The 13,976-nt window shown below is 70.9% G+C and carries 15 protein-coding genes; 3 read left to right on the top strand and 12 right to left on the bottom strand.

Features of this window, described 5'->3' with window-relative positions; translation table 11 throughout:
• Positions 1–5: 5 nt before the first annotated feature.
• The 9 genes from tssE to tssA all read right to left on the bottom strand — a co-directional run bounded on the left by tssE (position 6) and on the right by tssA (position 7,110).
• Complete coding sequence (tssE, locus tag BM393_RS09025; RefSeq protein ID WP_091724445.1) at positions 6–500, bottom strand: type VI secretion system baseplate subunit TssE; 495 nt, start codon at positions 498–500, stop codon at positions 6–8.
• Between the two features lie 22 nt (positions 501–522).
• Entirely contained in the window at positions 523–1,044 is a 522-nt protein-coding gene (locus tag BM393_RS09020) for a hypothetical protein (protein WP_091724444.1), read from the bottom strand.
• The gene (locus tag BM393_RS09015) at positions 1,029–1,616 is read right to left on the bottom strand and encodes a hypothetical protein (RefSeq protein ID WP_091724443.1); all 588 of its coding nucleotides are present in this window, start codon (positions 1,614–1,616) and stop codon (positions 1,029–1,031) included. The genes BM393_RS09020 and BM393_RS09015 overlap by 16 nt, the downstream gene beginning before the upstream one ends.
• Before the next feature lie 117 nt (positions 1,617–1,733).
• Positions 1,734–2,534: a type VI secretion system accessory protein TagJ gene (locus BM393_RS09010; protein ID WP_091724442.1), complete on the bottom strand. Its 801-nt coding sequence runs from the start codon at positions 2,532–2,534 to the stop codon at positions 1,734–1,736.
• Positions 2,535–2,606: 72 nt separating this feature from the next.
• Complete coding sequence (locus tag BM393_RS09005; RefSeq protein ID WP_175538241.1) at positions 2,607–3,107, bottom strand: type VI secretion system tube protein Hcp; 501 nt, start codon at positions 3,105–3,107, stop codon at positions 2,607–2,609.
• Positions 3,108–3,255: 148 nt separating this feature from the next.
• Positions 3,256–3,735, bottom strand: a complete 480-nt coding sequence (locus BM393_RS09000) for a type VI secretion system tube protein Hcp (RefSeq protein WP_091724440.1) — start codon at positions 3,733–3,735, stop codon at positions 3,256–3,258.
• A gap of 215 nt (positions 3,736–3,950) precedes the next feature.
• The gene (tssC, locus tag BM393_RS08995; RefSeq protein ID WP_091724439.1) at positions 3,951–5,450 is read right to left on the bottom strand and encodes a type VI secretion system contractile sheath large subunit; all 1,500 of its coding nucleotides are present in this window, start codon (positions 5,448–5,450) and stop codon (positions 3,951–3,953) included.
• Between the two features lie 48 nt (positions 5,451–5,498).
• Positions 5,499–6,011 carry a type VI secretion system contractile sheath small subunit gene (gene tssB, locus BM393_RS08990; RefSeq protein WP_091724438.1) on the bottom strand — a complete coding sequence of 171 codons (513 nt, stop codon included), beginning with the start codon at positions 6,009–6,011 and terminating at the stop codon, positions 5,499–5,501.
• Between the two features lie 67 nt (positions 6,012–6,078).
• The gene (gene tssA / locus BM393_RS08985) at positions 6,079–7,110 is read right to left on the bottom strand and encodes a type VI secretion system protein TssA (RefSeq protein ID WP_175538240.1); all 1,032 of its coding nucleotides are present in this window, start codon (positions 7,108–7,110) and stop codon (positions 6,079–6,081) included.
• A 404-nt stretch (positions 7,111–7,514) separates the two neighbouring features.
• Here tssA and BM393_RS08980 point away from each other — a divergent pair, with 404 nt between their 5' ends.
• Entirely contained in the window at positions 7,515–8,504 is a 990-nt protein-coding gene (locus tag BM393_RS08980) for a glycosyl hydrolase (RefSeq protein ID WP_254783293.1), read from the top strand.
• An 86-nt stretch (positions 8,505–8,590) separates the two neighbouring features.
• On the top strand, positions 8,591–9,181 hold the full coding sequence (locus BM393_RS08975) for a DUF4142 domain-containing protein (protein ID WP_091724436.1): 591 nt from the start codon (positions 8,591–8,593) through the stop codon (positions 9,179–9,181).
• A 7-nt stretch (positions 9,182–9,188) separates the two neighbouring features.
• Here BM393_RS08975 and BM393_RS08970 read toward each other — a convergent pair whose 3' ends face one another.
• Positions 9,189–9,632, bottom strand: coding sequence for a hypothetical protein (locus BM393_RS08970; RefSeq protein WP_141225266.1), 444 nt, complete (start codon positions 9,630–9,632; stop codon positions 9,189–9,191).
• A gap of 342 nt (positions 9,633–9,974) precedes the next feature.
• Here BM393_RS08970 and BM393_RS08965 point away from each other — a divergent pair, with 342 nt between their 5' ends.
• The gene (locus BM393_RS08965) at positions 9,975–10,880 is read left to right on the top strand and encodes a Crp/Fnr family transcriptional regulator (RefSeq protein WP_254783291.1); all 906 of its coding nucleotides are present in this window, start codon (positions 9,975–9,977) and stop codon (positions 10,878–10,880) included.
• A 24-nt stretch (positions 10,881–10,904) separates the two neighbouring features.
• Here BM393_RS08965 and BM393_RS08960 read toward each other — a convergent pair whose 3' ends face one another.
• Both BM393_RS08960 and BM393_RS08955 read right to left on the bottom strand, forming a co-directional pair.
• The gene (locus BM393_RS08960) at positions 10,905–13,010 is read right to left on the bottom strand and encodes an ATP-binding protein (protein WP_091724434.1); all 2,106 of its coding nucleotides are present in this window, start codon (positions 13,008–13,010) and stop codon (positions 10,905–10,907) included.
• A gap of 7 nt (positions 13,011–13,017) precedes the next feature.
• Complete coding sequence (locus BM393_RS08955) at positions 13,018–13,902, bottom strand: response regulator (RefSeq protein WP_091724433.1); 885 nt, start codon at positions 13,900–13,902, stop codon at positions 13,018–13,020.
• Positions 13,903–13,976: the final 74 nt, after the last annotated feature.

The raw sequence follows: 13,976 nt of genomic DNA, 5'->3' as shown, positions 1-13,976 counted from the left end.
CGTCCTCAGCCCTCGCGCACCTCGACCTGCCCCGCCTCGAGGTCCATCTGCGTGCGCAGCAGGATCTCCAGCGGCACCGGCTGCGACCAGAGGTGGCCGCGGATGTCGAACTCGATCACGTTGTGGGTGTCCATGACGCTCTGCGTCTCGATCGCGCGGACCTCGAGCGTGTCGGGCAGGATGCGCGGCTCGAAGCGCAGGATGGCCTGGCGGATCTGCTTCTCCAGCAGGTGCACGTCGATGCGCGAGGCCAGCTGCCCCGACAGCGCCGGCAGGCCGAAGTTCAGCACGCTGTCGCCGACCCGCGCATACGGGTCGCAGGCCTTGCCCAGCGGCTGGATGGCGTTGAACAGCCAGCCCAGGTCGCGCAGCACCGCCTGGCGCAGCTGCGACTTGGTCATGACGCGGCGCTCCTCCGCCTCGACGCGGTGGAAGGGATCGTCGTCGGTGAGGCGGTCCAGCAGGGCCGGCTGCAGGCGATCGCGGGTGATCTGGGTCATGGCTCGCGCGGCGCGGATCCGCTCACTTCGCGGCGCCGGTGTCCAGGCGCCAGAAGACGACCTCGGCGAACTTGCCGTCGTTGGCCCAGGGGTCCCAGATCGTCTTGTCGCCCTTGCTCTTGGCGCCGGCCCAGCCGCCCAGCGAGGTCGACATCGCCAGCGGATACATGCCGCGGGCGCGCATGGTCTGGGACTTGCCGCCCGAGGTGTAGGCATACCCGCCGGCCGGCTTGGCCGCGCCGGGATAGACGACGATCACGTGGCCGTTGGGCTGCGTCACCAGGCCGCCGACGATCAGCTCGCCGCGACTGGCGCGCTCGGCCAGCTCGGACACCGGCGTCTCCTTCCAGCGCTTGTCGGCCTTCAGGAAGGCGACCAGCGAATTGGCGGTGCGGTACTCCTGGTCCGGGATGTAGCGCTTGATGACGTGCCACACGGCGTGGCTGCAGGAGCCGGGGTACTTCTCGTAGGCCTCGTCGGCGACCTGCTTGAGCTGGGCGGCCGTGACGGGTTCGGTGGCGGAGGGATTCAGGATGTCGGGCATGGGGAGTCCGCGGACGGCTTGGCGCCCGCTGCGCGGTAACGGTGTTCGGCCGCGTCCCAACGCAGCGCCGGCAGCGCGTAATCGCCGCCGACGGCCGGGTTGCTGACATGGACGCGGATTTCCTGCGGCACGCCGTCACGCCACAGGCCGTGGCGCAGCGTCAATGTCCGCGGTTGATCGAAGGGGAACAGCTCGGGCAGCCCGCCGACGCAGCGGAACTCGCGGTCGACCAGCATCGGTTTGGGGAAGTCCTCCCACGGCGCGTCAGCGGCGCGGGTGGCGTAATAGGTCTCGGCGAAGACCGAGATCAGCGCCACGCGCGGCGTGCCGCCCGGCGCCGCCAGCTCGCAGCGGCGCGCCGCGTCGAGGTACTTGGCCCAGCTGGCGGGCAGCTTGGCCCGGTCGGCGTCGGCCAGCGGCGTGCAGGCCTCGGGCGACAGCGCGCGCCAGGCCGCCTTCGCGGAGGGCGCGGCCTTGGCCGCCGCGGTCTTCGCCGCCGGCGGCATCGATCCCGCGTCGGCGTGGACGGACGACGCGACGATGGTCCCGGCCACGGCCAGGACCGCCTTCATCGCGATCGAACGGAGCGGGGACGCCGCGGGCGACACCGTGGCCGGCACGCCAGCGGACAGGACGGATGGCGCCCGGGTGGCGCGGGACAGGAACGGACGGGACGGACGGCAGGGCATTCACTTCCTCAATTCGATGAGACGGACATCCAGCAATCCTGCCTCGCCTTGGTCGCTCATCAGCACGCGCTGGCCGATGCCGGCGTACTGGTCGTCCTCCGATCCCGGCAGCGGCTGCCATTCGGTGCGGCGCGACAGCCAGACGCGTTCGTCGTCGAAGGCCACGCTGCGCGGGTAGCGCGTCGGGATCAGCGCCACCGAGGCGCCGCCGTTGGGGAACTCCAGGTGCGCCGCGGCCCAGACCAGGTCGCGCAGGTCGGTCGGCGGCTCGATGTGGATTTCCTTCAGCGCGGAGAACGGCACCCAGCAGTAGCGGCCGTTGATCACGGCCTCCAGCACCGGGCCCAGGCGCGAGTCGCCGTCGCACAGCCACTCGAATGCCTGGCCGTCGATCGTGCCGGCGGTGGCCGGCGCGGCCTCCAGCGCCTGCGCGCGCAGCTGCCGCGCGCCGGCCGCGTCGCCGTCGTGGTCGAGCTTGAGCGCATGCACCAGGTTCGCGACCCACTCGGCGGGCTCGCCCATCACCATGGGCGTGGTGCGGCCCTCGAAGACGGCCTCGCGCACCAGCTCGCACTTGAGCGCCTCGCGGTAGGTGTTGACCATCGCCAGCGTGCCGGCGTCCAGCTCGCCGCAGACTTCCAACTGCGCCGCCGCCCGCGCCCACTGGCCGGTCACCGCCAGCAGCTGGAACAGCATCGTGCGCAGCTTGGCGTCCTGCGGATGCTGCCGGACCTCCGCCTGCGCCGCGGCCAGCGCCTCGGTCGGGCGGCTCGCCGCCAGCAGTTCCTGCACTGCGCTCATCGCATGCTCCGTGACATCTCGTCGTTGTTGGGGTGCAGACCCGCCCTCGCCCGCCGCGCGGGAACGGGCCGGTCAGGTCAGGTCGTCGTCGAAGGTGTGGGTGCCGCCCATCGCGCCCTTGGCGTTCTGGGTCCGGTACTCGATGGAGACCTTCTGGAAGCTCATCGCGATGCGCTCGACCGGCGCGCCGTCGGCATCGCAGTCGATGTCGTAGGAAGCGATGCGGGCCTTCTCCAGCGTCAGGCAGAAGTAGTCCTCCTGCGCGCCGCCCGCCTTGCGCAGGTAGAGCTTGGCGGACTTGACCTCGTCGTTGGTCGCCACCGCGCTCATCAGCGCGGTGCTGGCGCTGTCCAGGTCCTTGGTGATCGTGAGCTGGCGATAGCTGCGGCGGCCGGTCTGCTGGCCCGCCACCGCATCGCCGGCGGCGCCCACGCCCCAGCTGAAGCCGCGCACGACGACGTCGCCGGCGTGGCCCGCCGAGGTGGATTCGCCCTTGACCTTGCCCGCCCGCTTGAGCGACAGGTCCAGGTACATGTCGGCGCTGGTCGCGCCGCCGCTGGTCATCGGATTCATCTTTCGCTCCGGCATGGACAACGGATGACGGCGTGCGCGCCAGGCGGCGCACCGTCATGCGTTGTCCGAGCGCGGCGCGGCCGGCCAGGGGCCGTCGCGCCGCGGATCCGCGAACGGAAGGCGCCGGCTCGCACCGGCGCCCCGCCGATCAACGGGTTTCGGTCGTGGCCACGTTCCAGCCGAACTTGACCGCGCCGCCCAGGCCGCCCTTGGCGTCTTGGGCCTTGTACTCGAACTCGATGTCCGCGTACGACAGGGCCACGCTCTCGCTGATCTCGCCACCGGCGGAGGCCGACGGGGCGACGTTGGTCACCAGCACCTGCTTCAGCGTGACCTTCAGGAAGTCCTGCTGGCCTTCGCCGGCCTTGCGGCAGGTCAGGACGGCCTGGTCGAAGTGCTTGCCCGAGGCGCAGGCCTTGGCCAGCACCGGGGACGCCTTGTCGTAGTAGTGCGCGAACACGAACTGGCCGGGAATGCCCTTGCCCTTGCCGGAACCGGTGCCGGCGGCGGCGGTGCTTTCCTGACGCACATCCCACGACCAGGCGAGCAGATCAATCTCGCCCTTGTGGTCCTTGTGGGTGGATTCGCCTTCGACTCCGGCGAACTTCAGATTGGCGTCGATCGTCATGGTCGGTTTCTCCTAGATGGACTCTTTGAAAAAAGTCTCCGCATCAACGCTCACCGCATGCGGAAACCGGGATTTCGGGCCCGAGGGCCCGGTTGGCTCATCGCCTCGAAAATTTCAGAACGGCGCCTTCGACAGCGCTCCCTTGGACGCGTCGCGCGTCGTTGCGCGCGATTTCTTTGTTTCCTTCGCGCGGGCCGCCGGGGCGACCCGCCGCCTCACTTGCCCTTCTGCGACGGCAGCGTCGAGACCAGCCGCAGCGAGACCGTCAGGCCCTCGAGCTGGTAATGCGGACGCAGGAAGAATTTCGACGAGTAGTAGCCGGGATTGCCCGGGATCTCCTCGACCACCACCTCGGCCGAGGCCAGCGGCTTCTGCGACTTCGTCGTCTCCGAGGAGTTGGCGGGATCGCCGTCGACGTAGTTCATGATCCACTTGTTCAGCCACTTCTCCATGTCGGCGCGTTCCTTGAACGAGCCCACCTTGTCGCGCACGATGCACTTCAGGTAATGGGCGAAGCGGTTGCAGGCGAACAGATACGGCAGCCGCGCGGCCAGGTTGGCATTGGCGGTGGCGTCCGGATCGTCGTACTCGGCGGGCTTCTGCAGCGACTGCGCGCCGATGAAGGCGGCGAAGTCGGAGTTCTTGCGGTGCACCAGCGGCATGAAGCCGTTCTTGGCCAGCTCGGCCTCGCGGCGGTCGCTGATGGCGATCTCGGTGGGGCACTTCATGGCCACGCCGCCCTCGTCGGTCGGGAAGGTGTGGGCCGGCAGGCCCTCGACCGCGCCGCCCGCCTCGACGCCGCGGATGCGGGTGCACCAGCCGTAGGTCTTGAACGAGCGGTTGATGTTGGTCGCCATCGCGTAGGCCGAGTTGGCCCAGGTGTACTTGGCGTGCTCACCGCCACCGGTCTCTTCCTCGAAGTTGAACTCCTCGACCGGATTGGTCTTCGCGCCGTAGGGCAGGCGCGCCAGGAAACGCGGCATGGCCAGGCCGATGTAGCGCGCGTCGTCGGACTCGCGCAGCGACTTCCAGGCGGCGTACTCGGGCGTGCTGAAGATCTTGGTCAGGTCGCGCGGGTTGGCGAGCTCCTGCCACGAGCCCATCTGCATCAGCGAGGGATTCGCCGCGGCGATGAAGGGCGAGTGGGCGGCGGCCGAGACCTTGGCGATCTCGCCCAGCAGCTCGACGTCGGGCGGGCTGTGGTCGAAGTAGTAGTCGCCGACGATGCAGCCGAAGGGCTCGCCGCCGAACTGGCCGAATTCCTCTTCATAGACGCGCTTGAAGATCGGGCTCTGGTCCCAGGCCGTGCCCTTGTAGCGCTTGAGCGTCTTGCCGAGATCGTTCTTGGAGATGCTCATGACGCGGATCTTGAGCTGCTCGTCGGTCTCGGTGTTGTTGACCAGGTAGTGCAGGCCGCGCCAGGCCGACTCCAGCTGCTGGAACTCGGCGTGGTGCAGGATCGCGTTGACCTGCTCGGACAGCTTCTTGTCGATCTCCGCGATCATCGACTCGATCGAGACGATGACGTCGCTGCCGATCAGCTGGGTCTGCGACAGCGCCTGCTGCGCCAGCGTCAGCACCGCCTGCTCGACGGCGGACTTGGCCTCGTCGGTCTTGGGCTTGAATTCCTTGTTCAGCAGCGAGGCGAACTCGCCGCCTTCATATTCGATGCCCTGCAGCGAGGGCGAGGCTTGCGAGAGGATCTCTTCGGCCATGGTGCGTGCTCCGTGGGGTCCGGCTAGGGGTCTGAAGGCGCGCGGCGCTTATTGCGCGGCGGCGTCGTCGGCGGGTTTCTGGGCCGAGGCCAGGGACTTCAGCAGCGCCTCGTCCTTGACCACCTTGGCGATCAGCTGCTCGGCGCCGGCCTTGCCATCCATGTAGGTGATCAGGTTGGCCAGTTGCTGGCGCGCCTCGAGCAGCTGCTTGAGACCGTCCACCTTGCGCGCGACCGCGGCGGGCGAGAAGTCGTCCATCGACTCGAAGGTCAGGTCGACCATCAGGTTGCCTTCGCCGGTCAGCGTGTTGGGCACGGCGAACGAGACGCGCGGCTTCATCGCCTTCATGCGGGCGTCGAAGTTGTCGACGTCGAAGTCCAGGAACTTGCGGTCCGACACCGGCGGCAGCGGCTCGGTGGGCTTGCCCGACAGGTCCGACAGCACGCCCATCACGAAGGGCAGCTGGACCTTCTTCTCGGCGCCGTAGAGCTCGACGTCGTACTCGATCTGCACGCGCGGGGCGCGATTCCTGGCGATGAACTTCTGGCTGCTGGTGGCCATGGGGTGCTCCTTGAAGCGTGGATCGGGTGAAGGGTGGAAACCGTGGAGGGAAGGAAGGCGATGCGGATCACTCGCTCGGCGTGCCGGCGAGCTTCTCGATCTCATGCACGCCGTCCGGATTCAGGTCGCGCATGATTTCCAGGAAGGACTTGCTCATCAGCCGCTGCGCGCGGCGGATCAGCAGCGGTGCGGGATTGCTGGGCTCGTGGCGCTCGATCCATTCGCACACGCGCTGCAGCGCGCGGACCGCGTCGTCGCGGCTGGCGATGGTGCCGGGCGCGGCGACCGCGCCGGCCACCACGGCGCCGACCGCGAGGCCGGCCGGCGCGCTGGCGCCGTCCACGGGCGCCGCGACCGCCTCGCCGCCCTGCCCCTGCAGCTGTCCGGCGGCGGCGGCCAGCGGCTTGAACAGGCGCAGCAGCGGCGCGAAATCGGGGCCTTGGCCGGCGCCGAGCTGGGTTTCGATCGCCGCGACGATGCCTTGCGCGATCGGGAGCGATTCATGCAGCCGGGCGGCCAGCGCCGGGTCGTTCGCGGCCTGGGCCGCCAGTCCGGCCATCAGGCCTTCGGGCGAGGGCACGGATTCATCGGCGATCGGATCGGCATTGCCGAGCGCCAGTTCCACGTCGCGCACCCGGGGGCCGCCGCGCTGGCCGGTCAGGCTGGCGGCGCGGAAATCGGCGATCGCCGCCGTGCCGCTGACCAGCGGCTGCAGCGCGTTCAGGCGCATCGTGGGGTCGTCGTTGTCCGAGGCGTCCAGCTGCGGATGGACGTGCGCCCAATGGCGCTCCAGCAGGCCGCGGATCAGCGACAGGCCGTCGAGCGCCGCGCCGAAGCCGTGCAGCCGGGCGCCGGCGCGGGCCAGCCACACGGCCACGCGCAGGTCGCGGGTGCGCCGGGCCAGGGCCAGGGCCTGTTCGTGCACGGCGGGCCAATCCGGCTCCTCGGCCGGGATGACGGTGTCGCCGTACTGCTGCTCCGGCTTGCCGGCGCCCGCCGCTTCCAGGGCGAGGAAGGCAGGGTCGTACTCCAGGTCGGCGCCACACGGGGCGTCGTCCTGCAGCGGGGCAAGCAGCGCGTCGAGGTCGAGATCAGCCATCGCGTCGGAGGCAGCGGAACAGTTGCATGTCATGGACTCTATTGACAGCTGTAACCGCGCACAGTGGTCGAAAGTCACTTTGCCCCCCAGGGAGGCGCTCAGCCTAGGGATTGCACCGCCGCCCGCCCGCGGCGCGGTCGCCACGGAACGGGCAGCCGGCGATCCTTGCCTCTTTGGAGGTAGCGGTGTTAACGCAAACGCAGGGAAACCTTAACGATGTGTTTCGGTGCGGGACAAGAACACGAACGCCCGGCCATACTCCGCCCCCGCAAGACTTGTCCCTTCTGTCAGGGACAGGTCGATCCGGCGGCTCCGCCGGTCCGCGGGCGCACGAGGCCCGCGCGACGCGTTCTCCTCGGGAGGGAGAGCGGCGGGCCGCCTCCATCCAAGAAGAGGCCCGCCCCATGAAGCCAACCCCGATGCCTGCCGCCGAGCACGCGGTCGATCCCCTGAACGCGCTCGTCGCCCCGCCGCCCCCCGATGCCCAGCGCCGTCGCCTGCTCACGATGGCCGGCGCCGGCGTCCTCGGCGCCACGCTGACCGCCTGCGGCGGCGGCGGTGGTGGCGAGCCGGCCACACCTGCCGCGCCCACCCCGCCCGCGCCACCGCCGGCGACCTCGACGGTCAAGCGCGGCCTGGCGTACGACCTGAAGGACGCCGCCGATTTCAGCGCGCTGTCGGGCGGCACCGTCGGCTGGTGGGTGAACTGGGCGCTCAAGCCCAATGCGGCGGTGCTCGCCCAGCCCGCCATCGCCGGCGCGATGGAACACGTGCCGATGCTGTGGAACTTCGACTTCGACACGGCGGAGGTGGTCGCCTACCTGAAGTCGCGTCCGGCCGTGAAGTCCCTGCTGGTGCTCAACGAACCCAACCTGACCGACCAGGCCAACAAGACGCCGGCGGAAGCCGCCGCCCAGTGGCCGCGATACGAGGAGGTCGCGCGCCAGACCGGCGTCAAGCTCGTCGGTCCGGCGATCACCTGGGGCACGATGGCCGGCTACGCCGACCCGGTGGTCTGGATGGATGCCTTCATCGCCGCCTACCGCAATGCCAACGGCGGGCGCGATCCGCAGATCGACGCGCTCGCCTTCCACTGGTACGACTACGGGCTGGCCGACCAGCTCAAGCGGCTGGAGAAGTACGGCAAGCCGTTCTGGATCACCGAGATGGCCAACTGGCATGTCGGCGACGGAAGCGCGCAGGTCGACTCGGCGGCCAAGCAGAAGGCGCAGATGGCGGACATGGTCAAGACCTGCGAGACCCGCGCCGACGTGCTCCGTTATGCGTGGTTCACCGGCCGCTGGTCGCCGGATCCGCATTTCACCAGCCTGTTCGGCGCCGCCGGCACGCTGACGGAGGTGGGTCAGCAGTACAAGGCGCTGCCGACGTCCTGACGCGCGATCGAGGCCGCCCGGCGGACGGCGGCGCGGGAACCGGGATTGCTGTCTCCCGGACATCACCACTTCATGGAGTGATCCCCATGACCGTCATCGCCTCCTCCCGCCCGCGCGCCCTGCCCGCGATCGCCGCGATCGCCCTCGCCCTGGGCGGCGCCCTGGCCGCCGGCACCGTCGCCGCCCAGACCGCCACGACCGCGGCCGCGCCGGCCTCCGCGGCGCGTTCGCACGCGGACAGCAGCTTCATGAAAAACGCCGCCGAGTCCAACTTCGCCGAGATCGCGGCCGCCGACCTCGCGCTCAAGAAGGGCACCAGCGCCGACGTCAAGGCCTTCGCCCAGAAGATGATCGACGACCACAAGAAGGCGGATTCGGAACTGCAGACCTTGGCCGCGTCCAAGGGGGTGAAGCTCCCGACCGATGCCTCGATGGTCCAGAAGGGCAAGGCCAAGATCCTGGAGCAGCGCGACGGGACCAGCTTCGACCACCATTACGCCGAAAACCAGGTCGGCGCCCACAAGGACGCCGTCAAGCTGTTCGAGAAGGCGTCCAAGGACGCCAAGGACGCCGACGTGAAGGCCTGGGCCGCCAAGATGCTGCCGGCCTTGCAGCATCATTTGCAGGAGGCGCAGGCCCTGGAGCAGGCCACCAAGGCGGCCGACAAGAAGAAGTAAGCGCGCTTCAGCGCAGCGCGGCCAGCAGCGCCGCCTGCGCGATCCACGGGCGCCGCTCGGCGCCCGTGCCGCGTCCAGACGCGGGCGCCAGCACCGCCCGCGCGTCCAGCACCGGCACCACCGCGGCCATCGCCAGGCCGCGCATGACGGCGGCGGGCACGCCTTCGCACGCCACCGCCGCGTAGAGATGGCCCAGCAGCCGGGCGATCTCGTCGAGCGCGGCGCCCTCCTCCAGCGCCCGCGCCGGGTCCAGCATCGTGACCTGCGCGCCCAGCGCCTGCGCGGCCTCGCGCAGACAGCGGACCGTCTCGGACCGTTCGTCACCGCAGAACAGCCCCAATCGCATGCCGACCAGCGGCCGATGCGGCGCGCCGCGCTGCGTGGCCTGCGCGAGCTCGTCCGCGGACCGGTCCAGCGCGGTCGCGGACAAGGGCAGGACGGAGGTCGGCATCGCAGACAGCGGCGGGGCGTGATGCGGCATGGTCGACAGGCGCGGAACGCAGGCTTGGGAAGGAGGACGCGTGAGGGGCGCGAGGGGCTGGAGGGGGCCCGGCCGACACGCGTCGGCAGCGAGGTTGGGGAGCGTAGTCAGCCCGCGCCGGGAAGCGTTGATGGATGTCAAACGACGGCGGTTGGCGCGCCTCGATGCGCAGGAACACTGCGACGTCTTGAGGGTCCGTTACTGAACCGTCACCGAGGGTTCACCAACTGTTGCCGAGCGATGTCAAGGATTGGCGCAGCCGTTGCGCGCGCTTCCTAGCATCCCTTCAACGCCACCAACCACGAGACCATCATGCACAGCGCCATCGCCACCCCCTCGAGCGACCTCTCCCGCGACCGTCTGCGCGATGCCCCGGCAGGTCGCCCGCGCATCCCCCTCGTCCCCGCCGCTTCCCGCCTCGCCGCCCTCGCGCTGCCCCCGGCCGCGACCGCCGTCTCCGAACTCCGTCCGCTGACGCGCCCCTTCACGGTGGCCACCAGCGACACCCGTCCCTCCCCTCGCGATCCCCACCAGCGCATGCTCGAAGCGATGCGCATCATCCGCGACCTCGTCCAGCCCAGCGCCAAGGTCGTGCGCGCCGGCGACATGATCTTCCGCGCCGCGCAGCCCTTCAACACCGTGTATCTGATCAACGCCGGCGCCTTCAAGCTGGTGAGCCGCAGCCTGGATGGCCGCGAGCAGATCGTCAGCCTGAAGTTCCGGGGCGACTGGCTGGGCTTCAGCGGCATCGCGCAGGGCCGCCATCCGTGCGACGCCGTCGCGATGGACACCGGCAACATCTCCATCATTCCCTACGACACCCTCACCGAGGCCTGCGCGCGCCATCCGGAGATGATGGCCATCGTCCACGAGGGCATGAGCACCGAGATCACCCATGAGCGGCAGTCGCTGATGTCGGTCTGCACGCTGGCCTCGCTGGCACGGGTAGCGGAATTCCTCTGCGCCTGGGCGCGCAGCATGCACCAGCGCGGCCTGCGCGCCGACGAGCTGACGCTGCGCATGACCCGCGCCGACCTCGGCAACTACCTGGGCATGACGCTGGAGACCGTCAGCCGCTGCCTGTCCCGGCTCAGCCGCGAAGGCCTCATCCGCTTCGGCGAACGCGGCCGCCGGCAGATCTCGATCCCCAACCTGGAACGGCTGGAGCAGTTCGTCATCGGGGGCCTGCCGGACGCCGGCCCGGCCGCGGTCCAGTGACGGCGGCGGCGGACACGCCGCCGCTCAGCGGCTGAGCACCTTCGCGATCGCCCGCGCCAGCGCGGTGCGGTCATAGGGCTTGGGCAGCAGCTCCCAGCCCAGGGCGGCCTCCGGGCCCGACCCCAGCAACTCGGCGGAGAAGCCGGACACCAGCAGCACCGCGATGTCGGGCCAGGCCTGCTGGACGGCCCCCGCCAGCTCCGTGCCCCGCATGCCGGCGCCCAGGGCGATGTCGCTGACCAGCAACTGCGGCCGCTCGCCGCCCTCGCCCCCGTCAACGCGGTCCGCGACCTCGCGCAGGTGCCGCAAGGCCTCCTCCCCGCTCGCGCAGGCCACGACCCGGCACCGCAGGTCGGTCAGGAAGCGCCGCGCCACCGCGCGCACTTCCGCGTCATCCTCCACCAGCAGCACCCGCAGGCCCGCCGGCACCGTCTCCACGACGGCATCGCCGTCCAGCGCGCCCTCCGGCGCGTCCGGCGGTCGGGGGAGGATCAGCGTGAGCGTCGTGCCACGGCCCGGCGTGCTGTCGATGGCGAGCGCCCCGCGGGACTGCCGCGCGAAGCCGTAGACCGTGCTCAGGCCGAGTCCCGTGCCGCGACCGGCCTGCTTGGTGGTGAAGAAGGGCTCGAAGGCCCGCTCCTTGACGTCCTCCGGCATGCCGACGCCGTTGTCGGTCACCGCGATGCGGACGTAGCGCGCCGGGCCGTCCGGATCGGGCGGCGCCCCGTCTTCCTCCAGCTCCCGCCGCAGCTCCGGCGGCACGGCGCCCAGCGGCGCGGCCTCGAAGACCAGCTCGCCGCCCTCGGGCATGGCATCGCGCGCGTTGATCGCGATGTTGAGCAGCGCCGACTCCAGCTGCGCCGGGTCGGCCTGGACATCGGGGCAGTCGGGCGCCACCTCGATGCGGATGCGGATGCGCTGGTCCAGCGTGCGGCGCAGCATGTCGGCCAGCGATCGCATCATCGCCGCGACATCGACGCTGGCCGGCTGCAGCATCTGCCGGCGGGAGAACGCCAGCAGCTTGCCGGTCAGCTCCGCGCCGCGTCGCGACGCCCGCGTCGCGGCCGCCACCAGCTGTGGCGCGAAGCCGTCGTCGGTCACCGCCGGCAGGTCGGCCAGCACCTGCAGGTTGCCCTGGATCACGGTCAGCAGGTTGTTGAAGTCGTGCGCGATGCCGCCGGTCAGTTGCCCGACCGCCTCCAGCCGCTGCGAGTGATGCAGCGCCTCCTCCGTCTGCGCGCGCTGCAGGCAGGTGCCCAGCAGGTTGGCGACGGACTCGAGGAAACGCAGCTCCGCGTCGCCGAAGCGCTTGGCCTGGCGCGAACGCACCGCCAGCGCGCCGACCGGCCGGCCGCGGTCCGAGAGCGGCACCGACAGCGCCGACACCAGGCCCTCGCGGCGATAGGTGGCCGGCACGGCGAAGCGCGTCTCGCGCCCGTAGTCCTCGACGATCACCGGCCGCCCCTCGGTCAGCACGAAGCCGGGCGGCGTGTCGGGCCGGTTCGGCACCACGGCGCCCAGTCCCTCCTCGGCCAGCAGGCCGACGCCGCCGGCCACGCGCAGCGTCGAGCGGCCGGGATCGAGCAGGAACACGATCGCCAGCTCGACCTCCAGCGCCTGGGCGGCGATCACCGGCGCCTGCTGCAGCACCTCCTGCGGATCCAGCGCGTCGACGGCGATGCGGCCGAGCTGGGCCAGATGCTCGCTGTAGCGGGCCCGCTGCAGCGCCTGGCGCACGCGCGGGTACTCGGCGACGCTGCGGATCGATGCCATTGTGTAGGGCAGTCCGAGCGGCTGCAGCGGGCTGAGCGCGATCTCCACCATCACCTCGGAGCCGTCGCGCCGCCGCGCGACCAGCTCGGTCGCCGTGCCGCCCATCGGTCGCGCGCGGGGCGCGCTGCCGTAGGCCTGGCGATAGGCCGCGTGGCGCGGGCGGATGGCATCGGGCACCAGCATCTCGACCGGGGCGCCGACGAGCTCCTCGTTCGCGTAGCCCAGCAATTGCGACACCGTCGGATTGGCCAGGCAGATCCGTCCGCTGCCGTCGACCAGCATCAGCCCGTCCGGCGACGCGGCGAACAGTGCGCGGAAGACGGCGTGTTCCTCGACGCCAGTCGGCCAGGTCGCCATCGCCACCTCAGCCCGAGAGCGTCGAGGTCACCCTCGGCGCGAAGAGATAACCGGCGCCGCGCACCGACTTGATCCACTGGCCTTCGCCCGACTCGGCGCCGAGCTTGCGGCGCAGCCGCCCCACCTGCACGTCGATGGTGCGGTCGAAGGGGCCGGACTCCCGGCCGCGCGTCTGCTCCAGCAGGAAGTCGCGCGACAGCACCCGCCCCGGATGCAGCAGGAAGGTGTGCAGCAGGTCGAATTCGCCGGTGGTCAGCGCCACCTCGGCGCCGTCGGGGCCGGTGACCAGACGCGCCGCGAGGTCGACGGTCCAGCCCTCGAAATGCAGGCGCTCCCGGCCGGCGGACAGGTCGTGGACGATCTCCCCGCCCGGCCAGCGCGCGCCTCCCGGGGCCGGCACGCCTGGCGCGCCGGAGGCCTGCGACGCGGCACCCGATGTCGCCGGCGTCCCCGCACCGGCGGCCGCATCGGGGCCCGGCGCCAGTCGTCTCAGCACGGCCTTCACCCGCGCGACCAGCTCGCGCAGGTCGAAGGGCTTGGTCACGTAATCGTCGGCGCCGACCTCCAGCCCGACGACCTTGTCCACCGCGTCGCCGCGCCCGGTCACGATGACCAGGCCGCAGCGCCAGTGCTCCCGCAGCTGCCGCGCGATGACGAAACCATCCTCGCCCGGCAGGCCGAGGTCGAGCAGCACCAGGTCGGGCGGGTCGTCGGCCATCAGCGCCATCAGCGCGCGCCCGGTGTGCAGCTGCGTCGTGCGGAAACCGTGGGTGGCGAGGTAACCGGCCAGCAGCTGGGTGATGTCCACCTCGTCGTCGAGGATCGCCACGTGCGCGGGCGCCGGCGCGGGGGCGCTCGGCGAGGAGGACGGGGAGGTTCCGGGCGTGCTCATTGGGCTGGCATTCTAGGAGGGCGTCCCGCCCGCGGGCCGCCTGTCCGAGCGCGCCGCCCGGGCACGCCCCGACA

The sequence above is a fragment of the Mitsuaria sp. PDC51 genome, from assembly GCF_900113225.1.
In the GTDB taxonomy this organism is placed as follows: domain Bacteria; phylum Pseudomonadota; class Gammaproteobacteria; order Burkholderiales; family Burkholderiaceae_C; genus Roseateles.
This window is presented reverse-complemented; position numbering and strand designations above follow the sequence as displayed.

Excerpts from the sequence above, each read along its gene's own strand:
- tssE (WP_091724445.1), bottom strand. The coding sequence starts at position 500 with ATGACCCAGATCACCCGCGATCGCCTGCAGCCGGCCCTGCTGGACCGC.
- BM393_RS08970 (WP_141225266.1), bottom strand. The coding sequence starts at position 9,632 with ATGCCGACCTCCGTCCTGCCCTTGTCCGCGACCGCGCTGGACCGGTCC.
- tssA (WP_175538240.1), bottom strand. The coding sequence starts at position 7,110 with ATGGCTGATCTCGACCTCGACGCGCTGCTTGCCCCGCTGCAGGACGAC.
- tssB (WP_091724438.1), bottom strand. The coding sequence starts at position 6,011 with ATGGCCACCAGCAGCCAGAAGTTCATCGCCAGGAATCGCGCCCCGCGC.
- BM393_RS09005 (WP_175538241.1), bottom strand. The coding sequence starts at position 3,107 with ATGAATCCGATGACCAGCGGCGGCGCGACCAGCGCCGACATGTACCTG.
- BM393_RS08960 (WP_091724434.1), bottom strand. The coding sequence starts at position 13,010 with ATGGCGACCTGGCCGACTGGCGTCGAGGAACACGCCGTCTTCCGCGCA.
- BM393_RS08980 (WP_254783293.1), top strand. The coding sequence starts at position 7,515 with ATGAAGCCAACCCCGATGCCTGCCGCCGAGCACGCGGTCGATCCCCTG.
- BM393_RS08965 (WP_254783291.1), top strand. The coding sequence starts at position 9,975 with ATGCACAGCGCCATCGCCACCCCCTCGAGCGACCTCTCCCGCGACCGT.
- BM393_RS09020 (WP_091724444.1), bottom strand. The coding sequence starts at position 1,044 with ATGCCCGACATCCTGAATCCCTCCGCCACCGAACCCGTCACGGCCGCC.
- BM393_RS08955 (WP_091724433.1), bottom strand. The coding sequence starts at position 13,902 with ATGAGCACGCCCGGAACCTCCCCGTCCTCCTCGCCGAGCGCCCCCGCG.
- tssC (WP_091724439.1), bottom strand. The coding sequence starts at position 5,450 with ATGGCCGAAGAGATCCTCTCGCAAGCCTCGCCCTCGCTGCAGGGCATC.
- BM393_RS09015 (WP_091724443.1), bottom strand. The coding sequence starts at position 1,616 with ATGAAGGCGGTCCTGGCCGTGGCCGGGACCATCGTCGCGTCGTCCGTC.
- BM393_RS09010 (WP_091724442.1), bottom strand. The coding sequence starts at position 2,534 with ATGAGCGCAGTGCAGGAACTGCTGGCGGCGAGCCGCCCGACCGAGGCG.
- BM393_RS08975 (WP_091724436.1), top strand. The coding sequence starts at position 8,591 with ATGACCGTCATCGCCTCCTCCCGCCCGCGCGCCCTGCCCGCGATCGCC.
- BM393_RS09000 (WP_091724440.1), bottom strand. The coding sequence starts at position 3,735 with ATGACGATCGACGCCAATCTGAAGTTCGCCGGAGTCGAAGGCGAATCC.